Below are 19,645 nucleotides of genomic sequence, written 5' to 3'. Positions count from 1 at the left end.
GGCCCCCTGAGAGCCGCCCCGGGGGACTCAGTCCCGGGGCGGGTCGCTGTCGCGGGTACTGCCGGCCCGGAATCCGATAGCCTTGTGGGTACCGTCGCAGAACGGCTTGATCGCCGACTTGCCGCACCGGCACAGCGCGACGGTGGCCCGCCCCGGCTCGATGACCTGCCCGTCCGGCGTCATCAGGGTGAAGTCACCGCGGATCAGCAGCGGCCCGTTCTCGTACGGCACCACGGTCGCGCCAGGCTCGTCGCCGGTGATCGTCATGGCGTCAGCGTGCCCCGACGCCCCGCCGCCAAACCCGGTCCGGCGGGGCTCGACGCGTGCGTACGGATACGGATTGCGGAAAACCGGTACCAAGCCGCGCCGTAACCGGTGAACTTGATCTGACGTGTGTCGTTGGCCAGGCGTGGGAGCAACCGCGCCGGCGAGGCTCGCGGCGATCGACGGGGGATGAAGATGGCACAGGGTCAGACGTACGTTAATCCCGACAGCCTGCTGGCACGCACCGCGCGGGAGATGCTCGACGCGCACGCCGGCGGAGCGGGCCCGCGCGAGGGCATGATCGAATGCCCGGTCTGCGGCGAGCCGCTGCCCTGCTCGTCGGGCCGGGCCGCGGCCGAGGTGCTGTTCGCCGCGGGCCTGGCCGAATCGTCCGGGCTGATCGAGGCGGCGCGCCAGGGTCTGGGCCCGCGGCCGGGGGAGACGTCGCCGCTGGGCCTGGCCGCGCAGGCGGCCCGCCCGTCGTTCACGGACGAGTTGCTGTCGCGGCCCCGGCGGACGCAGAGCGAGGAGGCCACGCCGGCCGGGCCGGCCGGTACCGAGCCGGTCGCGGCCAAGCGGGTTGCGGCCGAGCCGGACGCGGTTGAGCCGGACGCGGTTGAGCCGGACGCGGTTGAGCCGGACGCGGTTGAGCCGGACGCGGTTGAGCCGGACGCGGTTGAGCCGGTTGCGGCTGGGTCGGCGGTGGTCGAGCCGGACGTAGCTGAGCCGAACACAGCTGAGCCGGACGCGGTTGAGCCGGTTGCGGCTGAGTCGGCGGTGGCTGGGCCGGTTACGGCTGAGCCGGATGCCGGGGGTGAGCGAGGCGGCACGGAATCGGACGCCGGTCGCGTGCGGGCCGCTGTCGAGGCGGCCGGGTGGGACAAGTCGGGACTGGCCGGGAACGTACGGCCGGAGGGCGGCCAGGACGCGACCGCGTCCGGTTTGCGGCTGGGACCGCTCGGGTCGGGGCTGGGCCCGCTCGGGTCGGCGGCCGCCTCGGGGGAGGACCTGCTCGGGACGGCGTCCGCCTCGGGATTGCGACCGCTCGGGGCGGTGGCCGGGACGGGAACGGCGGACAACGGGTCCGCGCCGACTGAGGCCGGGCCGCACCCGGCTGCGGGCCCGCCCGCGGATCCGCCCGCGGACCCGCCCGCGGACTCCGAGAATGCGTTCCGGTCGTCGTCGTCGCCGTCTTCTGGTCTGCCGTCTTCTGGTCTGCGGCCCTCTGGTCTGCCGGCCTCGGGTCTGGCGGCCGAGTCGATCCCGTCCGGGGCCAACCCGTCCGCGGCCAGCCCGGCTGACGTTGACCCGGCTGAAGTCAACCCGGCCGGAGTCAACCCGGCCGCAGGCAAGCCGTTCGCAGCCAACCTCGCCGGACCCTCCGCAGACCCCACGGTTTCGCAGGCCGGTCCGCCCGGCGCCGCGGAATCCGGGCTGGCGCACCTGCGGTCGCCCGCGGGAGCGGAAGCCGGGCCGGAGGTCACCACCGGGACGGGACCCTCCGGCGACGCGCGGTCCTTCGCCACACCGGACGCGCCGTGGGGGGCTCCCGGCGAGCCGTCCGCCGGAACGCCGCACCGGCCGGACGCGGAGGCAGGGGACCGGACGCACGCCGTCCCGCCCCCGGAGCCGGTCGCACCCGAGGTCGAGGAGATCGACCCCCTGCTGCTGGGTCCGCCGCTGTTCACGCAGCAGAATCGTCCGCTCGACGCACCGAAGTTCATCCGCTCGGCGCCACCGCCGCAGACCGACGGTCCGGCCCCGCCCGGACCCGGAGCGTGGCCGCCGGCCAGCCCCGGCCCCACCGCGGGCCAGACCCACCCGACCGGATCAGACACTCCGGCGGCCCAAGGACCTCCGGCAGCCCAGAGTCCTCCGGCGGCTCAGGGCTTCCCGGCGGCCCAGGGTTCCCCGGCGGCCCAGGGTTCCCCGGCGGCTCAGGGTTCTGCGGCGGCTCAGGGTTCTGCGGCGACTCCAGGCCTTTCGGGTCTGGGACTGCCGGCGGGCCAGGCTTCTCCGGTGGCGCCGGCGCAGCCGGGCCGGCCCTCCCCGCTCGGACAGCCGTCACAGCCGGACGAGATCACCCAGCCGAACCCGCGAGCCGAGCACCAGCCGACCCCGCGCGCCGAGCATCCGACCCTCGGGGCCCCGCCTCGCCCGACGCCGGAAGCCCGCCCGACGCCGGAGGCCCGCCCGGGGCCGGAGGCCCGCCCGGGGCCGGAGGCCCGCCCGGGGCCGGAGGCCCGCCCGGGGCCGGAGGCCCGCCCGGGGCCGGAGGCCCGCCCGGGGCCGGAGGCCCGCCCGACGCCGGAGGCCCGCCCGGGGGCGGAAGCCCGACCCGGGCCGGAAAATGCCCGACCCGGGCCCGAAGCGCAATCCGGCGCGATACCGGGTGGCCGGCCTCAGCCGGCTTCGGGGGTCCAGCCCGAGCCGACCTTGCGGAGCCGTCCGGGCCCCACTCTCGTGCCGCCCGCGGCCCCGGCGCTCTCGCCGGACGCCTCCGCCGGGCCCTCCCCGTCTGGCCTGCCGTCCCGGGACCAACCGCCGGCAGGACGCGGTCCCGCCGCCCGCCCGGCCCGCCCTCCTCTGGAACCACCCCAGATGGGCCAGCTGAACCGCCCACTGGGCGGCGACCCCCAGCCCCCGGCCCGCCCGGCCCCGGAGATGCCCGTGGCCCCGCCGCCGACCCGCGGCGACGGCAGCCCGGCGAGCGGCCGGCCCGCAGCCCCGCCGGCTGGTCCGGCTGCCCCGCCGGCTGCCGCTGCTGTCCCGCCGGCTGGCCCGGCTGGCCCGGCTGCGCGGCTGGCTGGTCCGGCTCAGGCTGGCCCGGCTGGTCCGGCTGCGCGGCTGGCTGGTCCGGCTCAGGCTGGTCCGGCTCAGGCTGGTCCGGCTCAGGCTGGTCCGGCTCAGGCTGGTCCCGCTCAGGCCCGTCCGACCACCCCGGCCCCTGCTCCCGGCCCGGCGGCTGGTCCGGCTGGTCCGGCGACCACGAACGCCGGCCCCCCGCCCGCCCGGCCGACCCGTCCGCCGCTGGAGGCGCCGCAGATCGGCCAGGTCAACCGCCCACTGGCGGCGCCCGGCGACACCGGCGCCCCGGCCGATCGGGACCGCACCCCAGGAGTCCCGGCGGCCCCGGCGAAGGGCGACGAAGGAGCGCCCAGCGGTCTGCCCGCCGCCGCCCGGCCCTGGCCGGACCCGGCTCCCCGGCCGCCCGAGCCGGAGACCGCTTCCGAGGAGGCACCGAGCGGCCTGCCGCGTCACCCGTCCGTGGAGTAGATGAGCGGTCCGACGGGGTTTGAATCGGTCCATGGCGGGGCATCGCATCGGCCGAGGAGCATCGGTCCCGGCAGGCGCCGGTATCGATGCGTGCCCGCCAGGTTCCCTGACGAGGTGCAAGGCTGAAGCCGCGTTGGCTCGAGGGGAGTGGCGATGCCCGCACACGACAGTTCCGGTATGACGTCGGAACAGGGCCTCGAGGATCTGGATGCTGCGGCGCTGGCGTACGCCGCGCGGGTGTCCGCCGGGGAGCGGGCCGCCGCCCGGGAGGAGCTGACCCGCCAGTGTCTGCCGTTCGCCGGCCGGATGGCGCGGCGGTACCGGGGACGCGGCGAACAGCAGGACGACCTGGAGCAGGTCGCCCGGTTGGGGCTGGTCAAGGCGATCGACCGGTACGACCCGGAGCGCGGTTCGTTCACGGCGTACGCGGTCATCACGATCTCCGGCGAGATCAAGCGGCACTTCCGGGACAAGACCTGGGGTGTCCACGTCCCCCGGCGGGTCCAGGACCTGAGTCTCGAGGTCGGACACGCCACGATGGTGCTGACCACCACGCTGTCGCGTACCCCCACGGCAGCGGAACTGGCCGCCCATCTGAGGGTAGCCGAGCCGGCGGTGCGCGAGGCGCAGGAGTCGTCCGCCGGATACACGCCCGCCTCGCTGAACGCGCCGGTCGCCGGGGAGGGCTCCGGCGAGTTGGGTGACCTGCTCGGCGGGGCCGACCGGGAGCTGGAGTCGGTGGACGACAAGCTGACCGTGTCCCGGCTGTTGCTGCGCCTGCCGGCGCGGGAACGCCAGATGCTGGCGATGCGATTCTACGGCAACCGTACCCAGGCGGAGATCGCCGCCGAGCTGGGCATCTCCCAGATGCACGTGTCCCGGCTGCTCAGCCGCGCGCTGGGCTGGCTCCGCGAGGCGATGCTCAGCGACAACCCGCCGTCCTGGGAGGGCAACCCGTGCCGGGACCATCCGATGCAGGTGTCGGTGCACCGGGGCGACGGCGCGCTGACCGTGCGGGTGCGCGGCGAGGTGGACCGGGACACCGCGGAGCGGCTGCGGATCGGCCTGCGGCACGCCGTGGCGGCGGCCGGCGACGACCGTCTGGTGGTCGACCTGACCGGGGTACCGCTGGTCGACGCGGCCGGGGTGGCGGTGCTGCACGACGCGGCGGCCGCGGCGTCCGTGGCGTCGGTCGGCCTGACCATCGCCGGCGCGCAGCCCTTTGTGGCGCGGATCCTCGGCGTGTCCGGCCTCTCCGCGCTGATCCCCCCGTCCTGAGAGTCACCCGCCCCGACCTGCGGGCGCAGGAGGACCGGCCGGAGGTCAGCGCGGTTCGATCCGCAGCGATCCCCAGACGGCCTTGCCGTCGCGGGCCGGCACCCAGCCCCAGGCGTGCGCGGTGGCGTCCACGATCTGCAGCCCGCGTCCCCGGCCGCCGGTGTCGCCGGGGGACGCGGCCACCGGTTCCACCGGCGATCCGTCCCGCACCGCGATGAGCAGCAGCCGGGGTGTCAGCGACAGGCGCAGTGTCATCAGGGTGCCGACGTGGTCGGCCACGTTGCTGATGAACTCGGTGCAGATCAGGCTGGCCGGCGCCACCAGATGCGGCACGTCCCAGCGCAGGCAGGCGTCGGTGACCACGTCCCGGCCGCGGCGCGGCGCTCCGGTGACCGGCAGCAGTTCCTCGATGACGGTCGGCTGGGCGTGCCCGCCGCCGGCCAGATGGGCGCGGGCCATCTCGACGGAGTCGAACAGCGGCAGGCGGCGGAACAGGGCCGCCGTGGCCGGCGCGGTCATCTCCGGCGGGGCTCCGCAGAACAGCACGGGCGTAGCCGGCCAGAGCGCGGCCTGACGGGCCACCGCCGCGAACACGTTCGGCGCCGTGGGGTGTCCGACGACGACACCCGACAGGTCCACCAGAAGGGCGTCTGGCTGCTCGGCGAGGCATTTCATCAGGTGCAGGCGTACGTCCGCGACGTCGGCCATGCCCAGCCGGCCGGTCAGCCGGGCGATCAGCCGGCCGTCGTCCGCCCGCACGTCACAGTCGACGGTCACGTCGCAACTCCCTGCCGGAAGGCCCCGCTTGGCCCGGGCCGCTTTCCCGCGATCACGAGCGTCAAACCTGATCCGGTTCGACGGTGCCGTCGTTGGACTCCATCACGACGACGCCCGGGGTGGGGGTGCCGTGCCGGTTCGGACGGTGGTGGCGGGCAGCGGACCGCGGACCGCTGCGGGACAGGATGGGCCGGCAGGGCGCTCGGCGAGTCGCGCGGCATGTGCGGCACCACCAGCAGCGTGCCCGGGTAGTCCGGCGGCAGCCCCCCGGTCAGTGCCCGCAGCGCCTCCACGCCGCCGGCGGACGCACCGACCGTCACCACGTCTCTGTGCTCCACGCCCATGGCCTCCGTGCACTCCCTCAGGCCGCGGCGATCTGGCTCCACACCACCTTGCCGTCGGACACCGGCAGGACGCCCCACGACGCGGTCAGCTCGCGGACCAACCGTAGTCCCCGCCCCCCGGCGTCCGCGGGTCCGGGATCGGCCGGCCTGGGCAGGCGCCGGCTTCCGTCGCGGACCGACAGCCACATGCTGCCATCGCGCAGCACCACGGTGAACTCCATCGTGGTGTGCGCGTGTCGCACCACGTTGGCGACCAGTTCCGTGGCCACCAGCGCCGCGGTCGCGGCGAGTTCCCGGTGGTGCCAGGTCTGGCAGGCCTGGTTCACCAGGTGCCGGACCTGCCGGCAGGCATCGGGTACGGGCCGCAGCCGCACCCGGAGCCGCGCCGGGTGCCGGCGCCCGCTGGCCTCCCGCAACGCCCGGGCGCAGTCCGGCGCGGTGCCGACCGACGCGCAGTCCGGCGACGCGGTGATCGCGGCCGCGGTGTCCGCGCCCGCCCCGCACAGCACGATCGGCACGGCCGGCCAGGTCGCGTTCGCGCAGACCACGTCCCGGAGCGCGCTCAGGCCCTGCGGCTCGTCGATGTCGAGCGCGCTCACGTCGATCAGCAGCGCCTCCGGCTGCGCGGACAACGAGCGGGCCACCGCGCGGCGCAACGCGTCGCTGGTGACCAGGTCGAGGACGCCATTGACCCGCAGCACCGCGACCGGGAGGTCCTGTTCCGGCCGGCAGACCAGCTGGCTCGTCATCCGCCTCCCTCCCGTGACCACCGAGGCTCCGTCAGGGAGGGTGCCCGGCCGATCAGCCAGGCAAACCCGATCAGCCTGGTCGACACACCCGCTCGTACAGCTCCAGGTAGTTGCGGGCCATCACCGCGGGGGTGAACCGCCGAGCCGCCTCGGCCCGGCACTCGGCCGGGGTGATGGTCCCGGCCTTGTGCACCAGTTCGGCCAGGTCGTCCTCCTGCGTGGTGAGCAGTCCGGTACGCCCGTCGGAGATCAACTCCGGCAGGCAGCCCCGGGCCAGCCCGACCACCGGGGTGCCCAGCGCCAGCGACTCCACCACCGCGGTGCCGCCGGGTTCCTCCCAGCGCAGCGGGAACAGCGCCGCCCGGGCGGTGGCGACCAGGTCGTCGCGGTCCCGGCCGGTGACCGTGCCGATCCACCGGACCCGGTCACCGTCGACGTGCGGCGCCACCTGTTCGCGCCAGAACCGCACGTCCGGGTTCTGCGCCGCCGCCGGGTCCGTGCCGGCCGCGGCCAGATCCTCCGGGCGATGGTACGGACCGACGGGACCGGCCAGGATCAGGTCGAAACCGGCCGTGTGTGCGAGGCGGGCGGCCAGGTCCTGCCCCTTGCCCGGGTTGATCCGGCCCAGTACGACGACGTGGCCGCCCTTGTCCGGTGCGGGTCGCCGGTCCGCGCCGTCGGCCAGCGGCGTGGCCAGGTGCACGTGGCCGACCGCGTGCGCCCGCAGTGCCGCGGGCGCCCGGTCCAGCTGTGACGCGGAGACCCCGTTGACCCACACCCGGCCGCCGCCGTCGAACGAGCCGTACAGGTCCGGGTGCTTCGCCAGGTCCCAGTGCAGCGTGTGCAGGCCGGGCGGGCCGCCGGCGGCCACCGCCGCGAGTATGCCCAGGCCGGCCGCCTCCACGTGGTCGTGGACCAGGTCGATGTCGTCGCGTTCGGACAGCCGGCGCAGCACCGCGTGCAGGTGCGCGGGCACGATCCCGCACACCTGGTTGTACGGCCGCTGCAGCGCCGCGAACTGGCCGGTGCCGAACGCGGACACCCGTTCGTCGACCTCGAGCGTGCTGTCGCCGACCGAGGCCAGCACCACCTCGACGCCGAGCCGGCGCAGCTCCGGCACCAGCGTCGCGACCACGTTCTCGATCCCGCCGTAGCCGTGCGGCGGCACCGGCAGCCACGGACCGGCGTTCATCAGGACCTTCACGCGGGCACCCCCGGCCGGGACATGGCCAGCTCGGCCAGCGGCGGCCGTTCGTCGACGCCGACGTCGCTCACCGTGATCTCCCGGTCCAGGTTGGGCAGCGCCTCCGCACCGCCGCGGCGGAACTGGGTGAGCAGCGTGGCCGGCGGCAGTGGCTCGGTGACCAGGCCGCGCCGGAACATCCGGGACCAGGCGGTCACCATGATCTGCGCGGACATCCGGCCCAGCGCCTCGGTGCCCTGGTGCCGGTGCAGGCGCTCGCCGAGGTCGACCTGGGCCAGCGCGTCCAGCCCGACGAGGTCCATCAGGTCGATGAGCATGGCGATCTCGACGCCGTACCCGGAGACGAACGGGATCCGTTCCAGGGTGCGGCGGCGGCCCGCGTACTCGCCGGCCAGCGGCTGCACGAAGCCGGCCAGTTCCGGGAAGAACAGGCTGATCAGCGGCCGGGCGCTGAGTTCGGTGACCCGCCCGCCGCCGTCCGCCTCGACGCCGGCGTGGCCGACCAGTGGCCGGTGGTAGAAGCCCTTGACGTACTCGACCGACGGGTCGGTGAGCAGCGGGCCGAGCAGGCCGGTGACGAAGTGCGGCGAGAAGCGCCGCAGGTCGCCGTCGACGAACGCCACCACGTCGCCGCTGCTGGCCGCCAGGCCGGCCCAGAGCGCGTCACCCTTGCCCTCCATCCGGGGCAGCCCCCGGGTGACGTCGTCCTGGCTGACCACCCGGGCACCGGCCGACCGGGCCACCGCGACGGTGTGGTCGGTGGAGCGGGAGTCGACGACCAGGATCTCGTCGACCAGCCGGACCCGTTCGGCGAGGTTCCGCCGGATGGTCGCCACGATGGCGCCCACCGTGTCCTGCTCGTTGCGGGCCGGGATGACCACGCTGACCCGCGTGCTGCGCAGCGGGTCGGCGTTCTTGGCGCGGACGAGCTGCGCGGGCGTCCACTGCGTGGCGTTGCTCGTACGGTAGGTCGTCCAGGCCTCGACGACGGGTGAGACGGTCGAGTGCGAGTGCCGCATCGGCACACCCCCAGGTTCGCATTCACGGACTTCCGGAGGGCGCAGGATTCCCCACCCGTGGCGATCTTCAATCTCAACGCCAGGTAACGACCTCGGGTCGGCCCGGGGACGGGACGGGTCCCGACGTTTCGTTTCCGGCACCCCGGAGAACTCGTCGGGCGCAGACGATCAGTGAGGGAGGAGCGCGGATGACCGCGACCCGGGTGGGGATCATCGGTGCCGGCGGTGTGGCGCAGCGACATGCGCGGGTGCTGTCCGGGCTGCCGAACGTGCAGTTCATCGGCGTGACGGACGTGGTGCAGGAGGCGGCGCAGCGGCTCGCCGGGGACTACGGCGGGCGGGCCTTCGGCGACGTGGGCGAGTTGCTGGACGCCGGCCTGGACGCCGCGTACGTGTGTGTCCCACCGTTCGCGCACGGCGACGCGGAGCGAGCGGTGATCGCCGCCGGGATTCCACTCTTCGTGGAAAAGCCCATCTCGGTTGATCAGGACACCGCGGAGGAAATAGCCACCCTGATCGCGAAGAGTGATCTGCTGACATCGGTCGGTCATCACTGGCGCTACCTGGGCGTCGTCGAGCAGGCCCGGGCCCTGCTGCGGGACCGGCCGGTACGCCTGGTGACCGGCGCGTGGCTGGACAAGGTGCCGCCGGTCGCGTGGTGGCCGCGCGCCGACCGGTCCGGCGGCCCGGTCGTGGAACAGGCCGCCCACGTGCTCGACCTGGCCCGGCACCTGGCCGGCGAGGTGACCGAGGTGTGGGCCGCCGGCAACGGCACCCCGCCCCCGGTCGACGGCGCCGACGTGGACGGCGCCACCGCCGCCACCCTGCGGTTCGCCGGCGGCGCGGTGGGCACCGTGGCCGCCACCTGCGTGCTCGGCTGGAAGGAACGGGCCGGACTGGAGGTGTACGCCGACGGCCTGGCACTGTCGATCAGCGAGACCGGCCTGATGGTGCGCGACGGCGACGACACCCGCACGGTGGACAGCGACCCGGACTCGGCCCGCGTGGCGGTCGACCGGGCGTTCATCGACGCGGTCCGGGGCGACGGCGACGACATCCGGGTGCCGTACGCCGAGGCGCTGCGTACCCATGCCCTGGCCCTCGCCGTGGCGGAGTCCGCGGCCACCGGCCGGGTGGTCCGCCCGCACACCCCGGAGGCCCCGCATGCGTGAGCGCAACGTGGTGGTCGCCGCGCCCGGCCGGGTGGAGATCGTGGAGTCCGACGCCGAGCCGGTACCGGACGGCGGCTTCCGGGCCCAGACACTGTTCAGCGGCATCTCGGCCGGCACCGAACTCAGCTACGTCAAGGGCACCAACCCGGCCCTGCACGCCGCGTACGACCCGGTGCTCGGGCTGTTCGGGGCCGAGCCGTCCGACGCGTACCCGGTGACCCGGCTCGGCTACATGGAGGTCGCCCGGGTCACCGGCAGCCGTACCCCCGCGGTCGCCGACGGCACCGTCGTGGCCATGACCTACGGCCACCGCACCGCCTACCTGGGCGACCCGGTGCGCGACCGGGTCGTGCCGCTGCCCGGCGAGCTGGACCCGATCCTCGGCATCTACGCCGCGCACATGGGGCCGATCTGCGCCAACGGCCTGCTGCACGCCGCCGCCGACCTGCACGGCACGGACGTCCGCTCGCTCGCCGACGGCGTCCGCGGACGCCGGGTCGCGGTCACCGGCGCCGGCGTCGTGGGCCTGCTCACCGCGCTGTTCGCCCGGGCGCACGGCGCCGCGTCGGTGGTGGTCCTGGACCCGACCGAGCGGCGCCGCGAGGTGGCCGCCGGGCTCGGCCTGGAGACGATCGACCCGGAGTCCGGCGACGACGCCGCGGTGGTGCTGAAGACCGCGTGGCGGCACGCGGCCGACGACCGCGGCGCCGACGTGGTGTTCCAGTGCCGCGGGCAGGCCTCCGCGCTGCACCTCGCGCTGCGCCTGCTCCGCCCCCAGGGCACGGTCGTCGACCTGGCGTTCTACCAGGGCGGGGCGGACGCGGTCCGGCTCGGCGAGGAGTTCCACCACAACGGACTGTCGCTGCGCTGCGCACAGATCGGCCGGGTCCCGCGCGGGCTCGCCCCGATCTGGGACCGGGAACGGCTCTCCGCCGAGACGATCGACCTGCTGCGCGCGGACGGCGACGCGATCCGCAAGCACCTGATCTCCGCGGTGGTGCCGTTCGACGAGGCGCCCGCGCTGCTCGGCGACCTGGCCGACCGGCGGCGGCAGGAACTGCAGGCGGTGCTGGCCTGCTGAGCGGCTGAGGGGCGGGCGGCTCGGCGCCGGGGGATACGCTCGGCCGGTGGACTCCGAACGGGTGGGCCTGCCGGCGCTGTGGCCGTACCTCCGGCTCCACCGCGGCACGCTGGTCGTGGTCGCCGCGCTCTCCCTGGTCTCCGCGCTGGCCTCGCTGGTGCAGCCGCTGCTGGTCCGCGCCGTGCTGGACGGCATCGGCGCGGGCCGTCCGATCGCCGGGGCGGTCGCGGTCCTGGTCGGCCTGGTCCTGGTCGCGGCCGGCCTGGACGGCGTCCGGGACTACCTGCTGCAGCGCACCGCCGAGGGCGTGGTCCGGACCACCCGGCGCCGCCTGACCCGGCACCTGCTGCGCCTGCCGATTCCGGAGTACGACGCCCGCCGCACCGGTGACCTGCTGTCCCGGGTCGGCGCGGACACCACGCTGCTGCGCGCGGTGGTCACGTCCGGGCTGTTCGAGGTGGTCACCGGCGTGGTGATGGTGGTCGGCGCGACCGTCGCCATGCTGGTCCTGGACCCGCTGCTGTTCGGCGTCGCGCTGGCCGGGCTGGCCGTCGGGATGTCCGTCGCGGTCACCGTGTCCCGCCGGGTCCGGGCGCTGTCCGAGCAGGCCCAGGCCCGGCTGGGCGAGATGACCTCGGCGGTCGAGCGGGCCGTCTCGGCCGCCCGCACCATCCGGGCCAGCCGGGCCGAGGACCGCGAGGCCGACACGGTCGGGCTCAGCGCGGACCAGGCGTACCAGGCCGGGATGCGGGTGGCCCGGCTGCAGGCGCTGGTCGGCCCGGCCGCCCAGGCCGCGGTGCAGGGCGCGTTCCTGCTGGTGCTGGGCGTCGGCGGGGCCCGGGTGGCGGCCGGCGCGATCGGCGTCGGCGACCTGGTGGCGTTCATCCTGTTCCTGTTCTTCCTGGTGCTGCCGCTCGGCCAGGCACTGAACGCGTACACCCGGCTGCAGACCGGCCTGGGCGCGCTGCAGCGGGTCGAGGAGATCCTGGCGGTGCCCGAGGAGGCCGCAGCCGACCGGGCCCCGGCCGGCCGGCCGGCGGTGACCGGGCACGTGGCGGTGGCGTTCGACCGGGTCACCTTCGCCTACCCGGGCGGCGAACCGGTGCTGCGGGACGTCTCCTTCACCGTGCCGCGCGGCCACCGGGTGGCGCTGGTCGGCCCGTCCGGCGCCGGCAAGTCCACCGCGCTCACGCTGATCGAACGCTTCTACGAGATCACCGAGGGCCGGCTCTGCGTGGACGGCACCGACGTGCGCGACCTGCCCCGCGACGCACTGCGGCGCCGCCTCGGCTACGTCGAACAGGAAGCGCCGGTGCTGGCCGGCACGCTGCGCGACAACCTGCGGCTCACCGCGCCGGACGCCGGCGACGACCGGCTGCGCGCCGCGCTCGCCGAGGTGAACCTGGACGGGCTGCTGCGGCGCTCGCCGGACGGCCTGGACGTGCCGGTCGGCGAGGGCGGCGTGCTGCTGTCCGGCGGGGAGCGCCAGCGGCTCGCCATTGCCCGCGCGCTGCTGGCGGACGCGCCGATCCTGCTGCTCGACGAGCCGACCAGCAACCTGGACGCCCGCAACGAGGCCGCGCTGCGGCACGCCATCGCCACCGCGGCGCACCGCCGCACGCTGATCGTGGTGGCACACCGGCTCAGCACCGTGGTCGACTCCGACACGATCGTGGTCCTGGACGGCGGCCGGGTGGTCGCCACCGGCCCGCACGCCGAACTGCTCGACACCAGTCCGCTGTACCGCGAACTCGCCACGCACCAACTGCTCGTCCCGGATCCGGCAGCCTGACAGCTCTCGATCAGGAAAATACAGTACCGTTGCGGCCCATGGGTGTGTCGCAGCGAGTGAAGAGCCGGTTCCGCAAGTTCCTGCAGCGTCCGGGCACGACGATCAATCTGGCGCCGTACCAGAAGCGGCTGCCGGGCATCGAGGCCCGTGAGGACGCCCTGCGTGAACTCGACGACGCGGCGCTGACCGCGGCGGCGCAGGCGGCCGGCGATCCGGGCGAGATCTGCGCGGTCGGCCGGGAGGCGGCCCGCCGGGCGATCGGCGAGCGGCCGTTCGACGTGCAGCTGGTCGGCGCGATGGCGCTGCTGGACGCGAAGGTCGCCGAGATGGCCACCGGTGAGGGCAAGACGCTCACCGCCGCCATCGCCGCCTACGGCCACGTCCGGCTCGGCCGCGGCCCGGTGCACGTGCTCACCGTCAACGACTACCTGGCCAAGCGCGACGCCACCTGGATGGAACCCATCTACACGCTGCTCGGCCTCACCGTCGGCTGGGTCACCGAGGCGTCCACTCCGGAGGAACGCCGCGAGGCGTACGCCGCCGACGTCACGTACGTCTCGGTCAGCGAGGCCGGCTTCGACTACCTGCGCGACCAGCTCGTCACGGACGTCGCCGACCGGGTGCAGCGGACCCTGGCCACCGCCGTGGTGGACGAGGCCGACTCCATCCTGATCGACGAGGCCCGGGTGCCGATGGTGCTGGCCGGCAGCCTGCACACCGAGAGCGACCCGGTGCACGAGGCCGCCGACGTGGTGCGCGACCTGCGCGCCGGCAAGCACTTCGAGGTCGCCGACGACGGCCGCAGTGTGGCGTTCACCGCCGCCGGCCTGGAGGCCGTCGAGGAGAAACTCGGCATCGACCTGTACGCCGACGAGCACGTCGCGCAGCTCTCCGCGGTGAACGTCGCCCTGCACGCCCGCGCGCTGCTGCGCCGCGACATCGACTACATCGTCCGCGACGGCTCGGTGGAACTCATCGACGAGATGCGGGGCCGGGTGGCCCAGCGCCGCCGGTGGCCGGACGGGCTGCAGGCCGCGGTCGAGGCCAAGGAAGGCCTCACCGCCACCGCCGAGGGCGAGGTGCTGGACACCATCACCGTGCAGGCGTACATCGCGCTCTACCGCACCGTGTGCGGTATGACCGCCACCGCCGTGCACGTCGGCGAGCAGCTCCGCGAGTACTTCAACCTCGAGGTCGCGGTGATCCCGCCGAACACCCCGAACATCCGCGAGGACGAGCCGGACCGGATCTACTCGGCGCACGAGACGCGCGACGAGGCGCTGGTCGAAGAGATCAAGATCGCCCACGAGAAGGGCCGCCCGGTCCTGATCGGCACGCTCGACGTGAAGGCGTCCGAGCTGCTGTCCCAGCAGCTCGCCGCGGCCGGCGTACCCAGCGTGGTGCTGAACGCCAAGAACGACGACGAGGAGGCCGCGATCATCGCGGAGGCCGGCGCGCTCGGCGCGGTCACCGTGTCCACCCAGATGGCCGGCCGCGGCGTCGACATCCGCCTCGGCGGCAGCGACGAGAAGAACCGCGACAAGGTGGTCGAACTCGGCGGCCTGTTCGTGATCGGCTCGGGCCGCCACGACAGCCGCCGCGTCGACGACCAGCTCCGCGGCCGCGCCGGCCGGCAGGGCGACCCCGGCGGCTCGGTCTTCTTCGTCAGCCTCGAGGACGACCTGATCACCCGGCACGCCGGCGACGCCCTGCCCCCGTCCCCGCGGATGGACATGGACGGCGTGGTGCACGACGACCAGGCCGAGTACGCGGTCGAGCACGCCCAGCGCGTCGCCGAGGGCGTGAACCACGAGATCCACCGCAACACCTGGCGCTACAGCGTGGTCATCGAGCAGCAGCGCGTCGCCCTGGCGGAACGCCGCGAGCGCCTGCTGACCAGCGAGGTGGCGGCGATCATGCTGCTCGAACGCTCGCCGGAGAAGGCCAAGTCGCTGGACGAGGACATTCTCTCCGACGCCGCCCGGTCCATCGCGCTCTACCACCTGGACCGGCTGTGGGCCGAACACCTGGCCCTGCTCTCCGAGGTCCGCGAGGGCGTACACCTGCGCGCGCTCGGCAAGCTCGACCCGCTGGACGAGTTCCACCGTTCCGCGGTGCCGGCGTTCCAGGAACTGTTCACCCAGATCGAGGCGCGCACCATCGAGACGTTCGAGGAGGCCGACCTCTCCGAGGGCTGGGAGCCGGAGCGCGCGCAGATCGTGCGGCCCAGCGCCACCTGGACGTACCTGGTGCACGACAACCCGTTCGGCTCCGAACTGGACCGCCTCATCTCGGCGGTGGGCCGCCGGATCGCGTCCGGCGCGGGCCGCTAGCTCGTCCGCGCCCCCGGCCCGGCCGCCAGGTGTGCGGCGGGTCCGGGGTGCGCGCTGCCCTGCACCGCTGGCGGCAATCCTGTCGGCTCCGAGTCTGCAGACGTTCTGCGTCCCTCGTGTGCCCTGCGCGCCCTCACCCTGCCCGTCGCCCGGCCCGTGTGAAACTCCGGTGCGGAGCACGCCGTGTTTCGGCACACGCGACCGGGCGGGGTGGTGCGTGGGGAGTTCTGGTGCGGAGGGCGCCGGACCGTCCCACGCGCGGTGGTCGTTGGTGGTGTGTGGGGAGTTTGGTGCGGAGGGCGCCGTGTCGCCACACGCACGCGCGCCGGGCATGGCTGTGCGCAAAGTGGAGCGCACCGCGGCTCCACCCGCCGCCCGGGTCCCGGGCGGCCGGGCGTCAGGTCTGGTGCGACGGGCCGGCGTGGTGCGCGGCGAGGACGTCGCCGCCGAAGTCGCCGCGGGGGCGCCGCAGCACGGTGTGCGCGTGGTTGCCGTCGGCGGTGGTGTTGTCGTACTCGATGAGTAGGTCGTCGGCCTGGATCCGGTAGTAGTGCCGGGTGCCCGGGCCGGGCGGGCCCTCCCAGGCGAACCAGGCGTCCCGCACGTTCCCGGCCAGCCGCGCCGCCAGGTCGTCCGGCAGCCGGCCCAGGTAGACCCGGATCAGCTGGTCGAGCAGGTCGCGCTGGTCGTGGGCCAGGTCGGCACGGGGTACGCCGGCCGGCTCCAGCCGGTGCGCCGCGGGGCGGGTGGCGCTGTGGATGTCGGACGGCGCCTCGTCGGCCACCACGGCCCGGTCCCGCGCGGCCGGGCTCAGCGCCAGCAGCAGCTCACGGCCCAGGTCCTCCTCGACGGCGAGGGGACGCAGTACCGGGCGGCCGGCGAGGTCGACCCGGGCCGGGTCGGCGCCCAGGAACACCGGTGCCGGCGACACCACGCCGTCCACCACGGTCATCGTCACCGAGAGGTGGTGGCCCTCGAAGCGCCAGGCCCACCGGTCGTCGCCGGGCGTGCCGAACACCACCACGCGGAAATCCTCGCTGTGCCGTCGGCGGTGCCAGCCCTCCTGCCGGTCCAGCACCTCCTCCAGCGCCACCACGGCCATGGCCTGCGCGTACGCCGGCGGGCTGAGCGCGGTGGCGAGCAGCCGGTGTGCGGCCTTGCGGGTGTCGGTGCCCATGTCGGCGAGGCTCAGGCCGGCTCGCTGCCGCGGCCGGTATTCGATCCACCGCCGGTCCCGTTCGTCGTCGAACGACCGGACCGCGTCCGCGAGCTGCCCCTCGTCGAGCCCGCGGAGCAGGGCGCGGGCCTCGTCCAGTCCGGCCGGAACGGCGCCGGAGTCATTCCCCATGGCGGGCCTCCAACAGTGCGGTCATCTCCGGCAACTGGAAGAACGCCGCGGTCGCGGCGGCCGACGGGTTGCCGTCGTGGGGGTCGGCGCCGGCGGCGAGCAGCGCGCCGACCGCCTCGTGGGACTGGCGGAACACGGCCGCCGCGAGGGCGGTCTGGCCGCGGTCGTTGACCCGGGCCGGATCGGCTCCGTGCGCCAGTAGGGCAGCCACCGTGTCCGGATGGGCATGATAGGCCGCGAGGATGAGTAGTGTGTCACCCTTGTCGTTCGTCAGGTTCGGGGGTAGACCGGCATCGAGGTTCGCGGTCAGTTCCGTGGTCGCACCGCTCCTCGCCAGGTCGAACATCTGGTGTGCGAACGCGATCGTCGCGATGTCCAATTCCTCAGCCACGGTGCTGAGCCTACATTCACGGTCCGGTAACCTCTCCGCGGTGGCGGAGAACGTCTACGTTGGCCGTGCGGGTACCGACGGCGCGCGCAACCAGGGATGGTTGCTGGGTCATTTCATGCCTGCTGGTGACGTGTTGCACAGTGCGGACGTCGAGGTGAAGTGGGGGGTGCATCCGCCGGGGGAGCGACGTGCGGCGTGGGCCACCGGGGAGACCCGTACCGCCCTGCTGATATTGATCCGCGGGTCGTTCGACATCGAGTTACGGGACCGGACCGTGCTGCTGCGCGAGCCCGGGGACTACGTCGTCTGGGGCCCGGGTGAAGACCATTCCTGGCGTTCCGGCGACTGCGAGACGGTGGTGCTGACCGTGCGCTGGCCGTCCATCCCGGGGTGGCGCCTGCCGTCCGCCGCCAATTAATCGGGGCGTCGGAAAGATTTCTTTCGGGGTGGCATAACGTGACGGCAATCGCATTACCTTTCCCGTCGGCTCCGCGCCGCTGATGCATCTATGTGAATGTGGAACGACCTTCCCACAGTGTGGTTGCCATCTTGACCCCATGACTGGTACAACGGAAATATCGTTCTCGGCTTCCCTCAATAAATGCAGCAGGATGCATTAAGGGCCGCGCTCGGTTTTCTTCAAAATTTGTTTGTCTTCCAGGAGGCTTCATGCCGGTCACCGCCGTGTCGGCGCGCACGGGACGACACGCGACGCGGTCGGGACGCGTCGCCACCATCCGGCGCCCGGCGGAGGGCGCGGCCCGGCGCGCGGCCGGGGGGCCGGCCGCACCGAAGCTGACGCTCACGGTCGCCATCCCGCTCACCGACGACGCGCTCACCCCGCAGGCCTACCGGCTGATCGAGGCCGTCCGCGAGCTGGTGGAGGCCGGCAACGGCGCGGTGGCGCTCGCCTCCGAGGGGGGCCGGGCGATTCCGCTCGAGGACTGCCCGGAGCCGGCCCACGGCGCCGAGGTCCGGCTGCTCAGCGCGTCCCGCCAGGTGGTGATCGACGGCCGGGTGCTGCCGCTCACCCGGCTCGAGTTCGACCTGCTGCAGTTCCTGGCCGACAATCCGCGCCGGGTGTTCACCCGGGCCCAGCTGCTGGTCGGTGTGTGGGGCTACGAGCACACCGGGGAGCGCACCGTCGACGTCCACGTCCGGCGGCTGCGGGTCAAGCTGGGCAACCAGGTTCCGCTGATCACCACGGTGTACGGCGTGGGCTACCGCCTGGCCGACGACGCCCGGGTCGAGATCCGGCCGCACGAGTAGACCGCCTAGCCTGGGTGCATGCGCGTGCGCCCGGTGTCCTTCGACGTCCTCGTCGAGGAACTGGCCGACCGGCTGGCCGGCGCCGGCCCCGGCCGCCGGCTCCGCGTCGCGGTCGACGGCGCGCCCGCGGCCGATCCGGCCGCCCTCGCCGACGCCCTGGTCGGCCCGCTGCGCGTCCGCGGCCGCCCGGCGGTACGCGTGTCCACCGACGACTTCCTGCGCCCCGCCTCGGTCCGCCTGGAGTCCGGCCGCACCAATCCGGACGCGTTCTACACCGGGTGGTTCGACGAGGCGGCGCTGCGGCGGGAGGTTCTCGACCCGGCCGGTCCGGACGGCTCGGGCCGGGTGGTGACCCGGCTCTGGGACCCGGTCACCGACCGGGCCACCCGCGAGCCCTACACCGTGCTGCCGCCGACGGCCGTGGTACTGGTCAGTGGGACCCTGCTGCTCGGCGCCGGCCTGGACTTCGACGTGACCGTGCACCTGTCGCTGTCCGCGGCCGCGTTGCGCCGCCGCACCGAGGAACACCTGCGCTGGACGCTGCCCGCGTACGCCCGCTACGGCGACGAGGTGGACCCGGCGTCGTTCGCCGACGTGGTGGTCCGGGTGGACGACCCGAGGCGCCCCGCGATGGTCCTCGACCCGTCCTGATCAGTCCACGTATCGGACTGGACCCGGCTGCGTGACCTGCGACGCGAGGGCGGGTTCGGGCACTCCGTAGCGGAAACCAGCACAGACAGTTATGCTCCGACTACTTTTCAGCGAAGATCTGGTTTGGGATCTTCGCTGCTGGGTATCAGCCGGCTCCACGGTGAGTGCCAAGGGGCCGGCGCGGGGGAGTCCACCGGTAGGGGCAGAGGGAAGGGCAGGGGGACGCATGCTCGTCAACGGAGCAGTTATCACGGGTAAGGGCGCCGAGACCGCCAAGGGGCGTTCCGTCGATGAGATCGAGCAGATCCGGATCGTCCTGCAGAACCGGTTCGACGACCTGAACACCGAGTACGAGGAAGCCGTCGCGGAGAACCAGCGGCTGCGGCTGGTGGAGATCGGCGACGCGGCCGGCGACGACCAGGCCGACAGCGGCTCCAAGACCGCCGAGCGGGACGCGGCGTCGTCCCTGATCCGTACCCTGCTGGACCGCCGGGCGCAGGCCGAGCACGCGCTGCAGCGGCTGTCCGACGGCACGTACGGCAACTGCGAAGGCTGCAGCAAGCCGATCCCGACCGAGCGGCTGACCGTGTTCCCGTCCGCCACCAGCTGCGTGGCCTGCAAGTCCAACCGCGAACGCCGCGCGGGCTGAGCGTCGTGCGTCCCCGGTCCGCCGCCGGTCGTCCGGCGGCGGACCGGC

At 74.2% G+C, this 19,645-nt stretch carries 19 protein-coding genes; 10 read left to right on the top strand and 9 right to left on the bottom strand.

What is annotated here, in order from left to right; translation table 11 throughout:
• Positions 1-27: 27 nt before the first annotated feature.
• Together LDL48_RS39055 and LDL48_RS39050 are read right to left on the bottom strand one after the other, a co-directional pair.
• Positions 28-267, bottom strand: a complete 240-nt coding sequence (locus tag LDL48_RS39055; protein WP_225260221.1) for a CDGSH iron-sulfur domain-containing protein — start codon at positions 265-267, stop codon at positions 28-30.
• A 203-nt stretch (positions 268-470) separates the two neighbouring features.
• Positions 471-839: a hypothetical protein gene (locus tag LDL48_RS39050; protein ID WP_225260220.1), complete on the bottom strand. Its 369-nt coding sequence runs from the start codon at positions 837-839 to the stop codon at positions 471-473.
• Between the two features lie 5 nt (positions 840-844).
• Here LDL48_RS39050 and LDL48_RS45280 point away from each other — a divergent pair, with 5 nt between their 5' ends.
• Positions 845-985 (top strand): pentapeptide repeat-containing protein, encoded by a 141-nt coding sequence (locus LDL48_RS45280; protein WP_225260219.1) that lies wholly within the window; start codon positions 845-847, stop codon positions 983-985.
• A 2,732-nt stretch (positions 986-3,717) separates the two neighbouring features.
• Positions 3,718-4,818 (top strand): SigB/SigF/SigG family RNA polymerase sigma factor, encoded by a 1,101-nt coding sequence (locus tag LDL48_RS39040; protein WP_225260218.1) that lies wholly within the window; start codon positions 3,718-3,720, stop codon positions 4,816-4,818.
• Between the two features lie 45 nt (positions 4,819-4,863).
• Here LDL48_RS39040 and LDL48_RS39035 read toward each other — a convergent pair whose 3' ends face one another.
• The 5 genes from LDL48_RS39035 to LDL48_RS39015 form a co-directional block, all read right to left on the bottom strand.
• Positions 4,864-5,595, bottom strand: a complete 732-nt coding sequence (locus tag LDL48_RS39035) for an ATPase (RefSeq protein ID WP_225260217.1) — start codon at positions 5,593-5,595, stop codon at positions 4,864-4,866.
• On the bottom strand, positions 5,592-5,939 hold the full coding sequence (locus LDL48_RS39030) for a chemotaxis protein CheB (protein ID WP_225260216.1): 348 nt from the start codon (positions 5,937-5,939) through the stop codon (positions 5,592-5,594). Before LDL48_RS39030 ends, LDL48_RS39035 begins: the two co-directional genes overlap by 4 nt.
• A 17-nt stretch (positions 5,940-5,956) precedes the next feature.
• Positions 5,957-6,688, bottom strand: a complete 732-nt coding sequence (locus LDL48_RS39025; protein WP_225260215.1) for an ATP-binding protein — start codon at positions 6,686-6,688, stop codon at positions 5,957-5,959.
• A gap of 70 nt (positions 6,689-6,758) precedes the next feature.
• Entirely contained in the window at positions 6,759-7,880 is a 1,122-nt protein-coding gene (locus LDL48_RS39020; protein ID WP_225260256.1) for a glycosyltransferase, read from the bottom strand.
• Positions 7,881-7,888: 8 nt separating this feature from the next.
• Entirely contained in the window at positions 7,889-8,911 is a 1,023-nt protein-coding gene (locus LDL48_RS39015; protein ID WP_225260214.1) for a glucosyl-3-phosphoglycerate synthase, read from the bottom strand.
• A 188-nt stretch (positions 8,912-9,099) separates the two neighbouring features.
• On the opposite strand from LDL48_RS39015, the gene LDL48_RS39010 reads away from it, so the two are divergent.
• From LDL48_RS39010 to secA2, 4 genes are read left to right on the top strand one after another with little or no spacing between them, the layout of a single operon-like run.
• On the top strand, positions 9,100-10,083 hold the full coding sequence (locus LDL48_RS39010) for a Gfo/Idh/MocA family protein (RefSeq protein ID WP_225260213.1): 984 nt from the start codon (positions 9,100-9,102) through the stop codon (positions 10,081-10,083).
• Entirely contained in the window at positions 10,076-11,164 is a 1,089-nt protein-coding gene (locus tag LDL48_RS39005) for a zinc-dependent alcohol dehydrogenase (protein ID WP_225260212.1), read from the top strand. The genes LDL48_RS39010 and LDL48_RS39005 overlap by 8 nt, the downstream gene beginning before the upstream one ends.
• A gap of 46 nt (positions 11,165-11,210) precedes the next feature.
• Entirely contained in the window at positions 11,211-12,956 is a 1,746-nt protein-coding gene (locus tag LDL48_RS39000) for an ABC transporter ATP-binding protein (protein ID WP_225260211.1), read from the top strand.
• A 38-nt stretch (positions 12,957-12,994) separates the two neighbouring features.
• Positions 12,995-15,289, top strand: a complete 2,295-nt coding sequence (gene secA2, locus LDL48_RS38995) for an accessory Sec system translocase SecA2 (RefSeq protein WP_225260210.1) — start codon at positions 12,995-12,997, stop codon at positions 15,287-15,289.
• Between the two features lie 397 nt (positions 15,290-15,686).
• On the opposite strand, the gene LDL48_RS38990 is transcribed toward secA2, so the two are convergent.
• A complete protein-coding gene (locus LDL48_RS38990; protein WP_225260209.1) occupies positions 15,687-16,637 on the bottom strand; it encodes a DUF3500 domain-containing protein in 951 nt (316 codons plus the stop codon).
• Positions 16,627-16,983, bottom strand: coding sequence for an ankyrin repeat domain-containing protein (locus LDL48_RS38985; RefSeq protein ID WP_255630176.1), 357 nt, complete (start codon positions 16,981-16,983; stop codon positions 16,627-16,629). The genes LDL48_RS38990 and LDL48_RS38985 overlap by 11 nt, the downstream gene beginning before the upstream one ends.
• A gap of 160 nt (positions 16,984-17,143) precedes the next feature.
• Between LDL48_RS38985 and LDL48_RS38980 the strand changes: the two genes are divergently transcribed.
• From LDL48_RS38980 to LDL48_RS38965, 4 genes are all read left to right on the top strand, one after another.
• A complete protein-coding gene (locus tag LDL48_RS38980) occupies positions 17,144-17,446 on the top strand; it encodes a signal peptidase I (protein WP_308016546.1) in 303 nt (100 codons plus the stop codon).
• A gap of 251 nt (positions 17,447-17,697) precedes the next feature.
• The gene (locus LDL48_RS38975; protein ID WP_225260206.1) at positions 17,698-18,297 is read left to right on the top strand and encodes a winged helix-turn-helix domain-containing protein; all 600 of its coding nucleotides are present in this window, start codon (positions 17,698-17,700) and stop codon (positions 18,295-18,297) included.
• Positions 18,298-18,315: 18 nt separating this feature from the next.
• Positions 18,316-18,948 (top strand): nucleoside/nucleotide kinase family protein, encoded by a 633-nt coding sequence (locus tag LDL48_RS38970; RefSeq protein WP_225260205.1) that lies wholly within the window; start codon positions 18,316-18,318, stop codon positions 18,946-18,948.
• Positions 18,949-19,174: 226 nt separating this feature from the next.
• Positions 19,175-19,597 (top strand): TraR/DksA family transcriptional regulator, encoded by a 423-nt coding sequence (locus tag LDL48_RS38965; protein WP_225260204.1) that lies wholly within the window; start codon positions 19,175-19,177, stop codon positions 19,595-19,597.
• Positions 19,598-19,645: the final 48 nt, after the last annotated feature.

Source organism: Jidongwangia harbinensis (genome assembly GCF_020216025.1).
Taxonomy (GTDB): domain Bacteria; phylum Actinomycetota; class Actinomycetes; order Mycobacteriales; family Micromonosporaceae; genus Actinoplanes; species Actinoplanes harbinensis.
Note: the sequence above shows the minus strand (reverse complement) of the source record. Positions and strands in the feature narration are given on the sequence as shown.

Excerpts from the sequence above, each read along its gene's own strand:
- LDL48_RS39030 (WP_225260216.1), bottom strand. The coding sequence starts at position 5,939 with ATGGGCGTGGAGCACAGAGACGTGGTGACGGTCGGTGCGTCCGCCGGC.
- LDL48_RS39005 (WP_225260212.1), top strand. The coding sequence starts at position 10,076 with ATGCGTGAGCGCAACGTGGTGGTCGCCGCGCCCGGCCGGGTGGAGATC.
- secA2 (WP_225260210.1), top strand. The coding sequence starts at position 12,995 with ATGGGTGTGTCGCAGCGAGTGAAGAGCCGGTTCCGCAAGTTCCTGCAG.
- LDL48_RS39040 (WP_225260218.1), top strand. The coding sequence starts at position 3,718 with ATGACGTCGGAACAGGGCCTCGAGGATCTGGATGCTGCGGCGCTGGCG.
- LDL48_RS39020 (WP_225260256.1), bottom strand. The coding sequence starts at position 7,880 with ATGAACGCCGGTCCGTGGCTGCCGGTGCCGCCGCACGGCTACGGCGGG.
- LDL48_RS38990 (WP_225260209.1), bottom strand. The coding sequence starts at position 16,637 with ATGGGGAATGACTCCGGCGCCGTTCCGGCCGGACTGGACGAGGCCCGC.
- LDL48_RS39055 (WP_225260221.1), bottom strand. The coding sequence starts at position 267 with ATGACGATCACCGGCGACGAGCCTGGCGCGACCGTGGTGCCGTACGAG.
- LDL48_RS38970 (WP_225260205.1), top strand. The coding sequence starts at position 18,316 with ATGCGCGTGCGCCCGGTGTCCTTCGACGTCCTCGTCGAGGAACTGGCC.
- LDL48_RS38985 (WP_255630176.1), bottom strand. The coding sequence starts at position 16,983 with ATGTTCGACCTGGCGAGGAGCGGTGCGACCACGGAACTGACCGCGAAC.
- LDL48_RS39010 (WP_225260213.1), top strand. The coding sequence starts at position 9,100 with ATGACCGCGACCCGGGTGGGGATCATCGGTGCCGGCGGTGTGGCGCAG.
- LDL48_RS38980 (WP_308016546.1), top strand. The coding sequence starts at position 17,144 with ATGCCTGCTGGTGACGTGTTGCACAGTGCGGACGTCGAGGTGAAGTGG.
- LDL48_RS39025 (WP_225260215.1), bottom strand. The coding sequence starts at position 6,688 with ATGACGAGCCAGCTGGTCTGCCGGCCGGAACAGGACCTCCCGGTCGCG.
- LDL48_RS39015 (WP_225260214.1), bottom strand. The coding sequence starts at position 8,911 with ATGCGGCACTCGCACTCGACCGTCTCACCCGTCGTCGAGGCCTGGACG.
- LDL48_RS38965 (WP_225260204.1), top strand. The coding sequence starts at position 19,175 with ATGCTCGTCAACGGAGCAGTTATCACGGGTAAGGGCGCCGAGACCGCC.
- LDL48_RS38975 (WP_225260206.1), top strand. The coding sequence starts at position 17,698 with ATGCCGGTCACCGCCGTGTCGGCGCGCACGGGACGACACGCGACGCGG.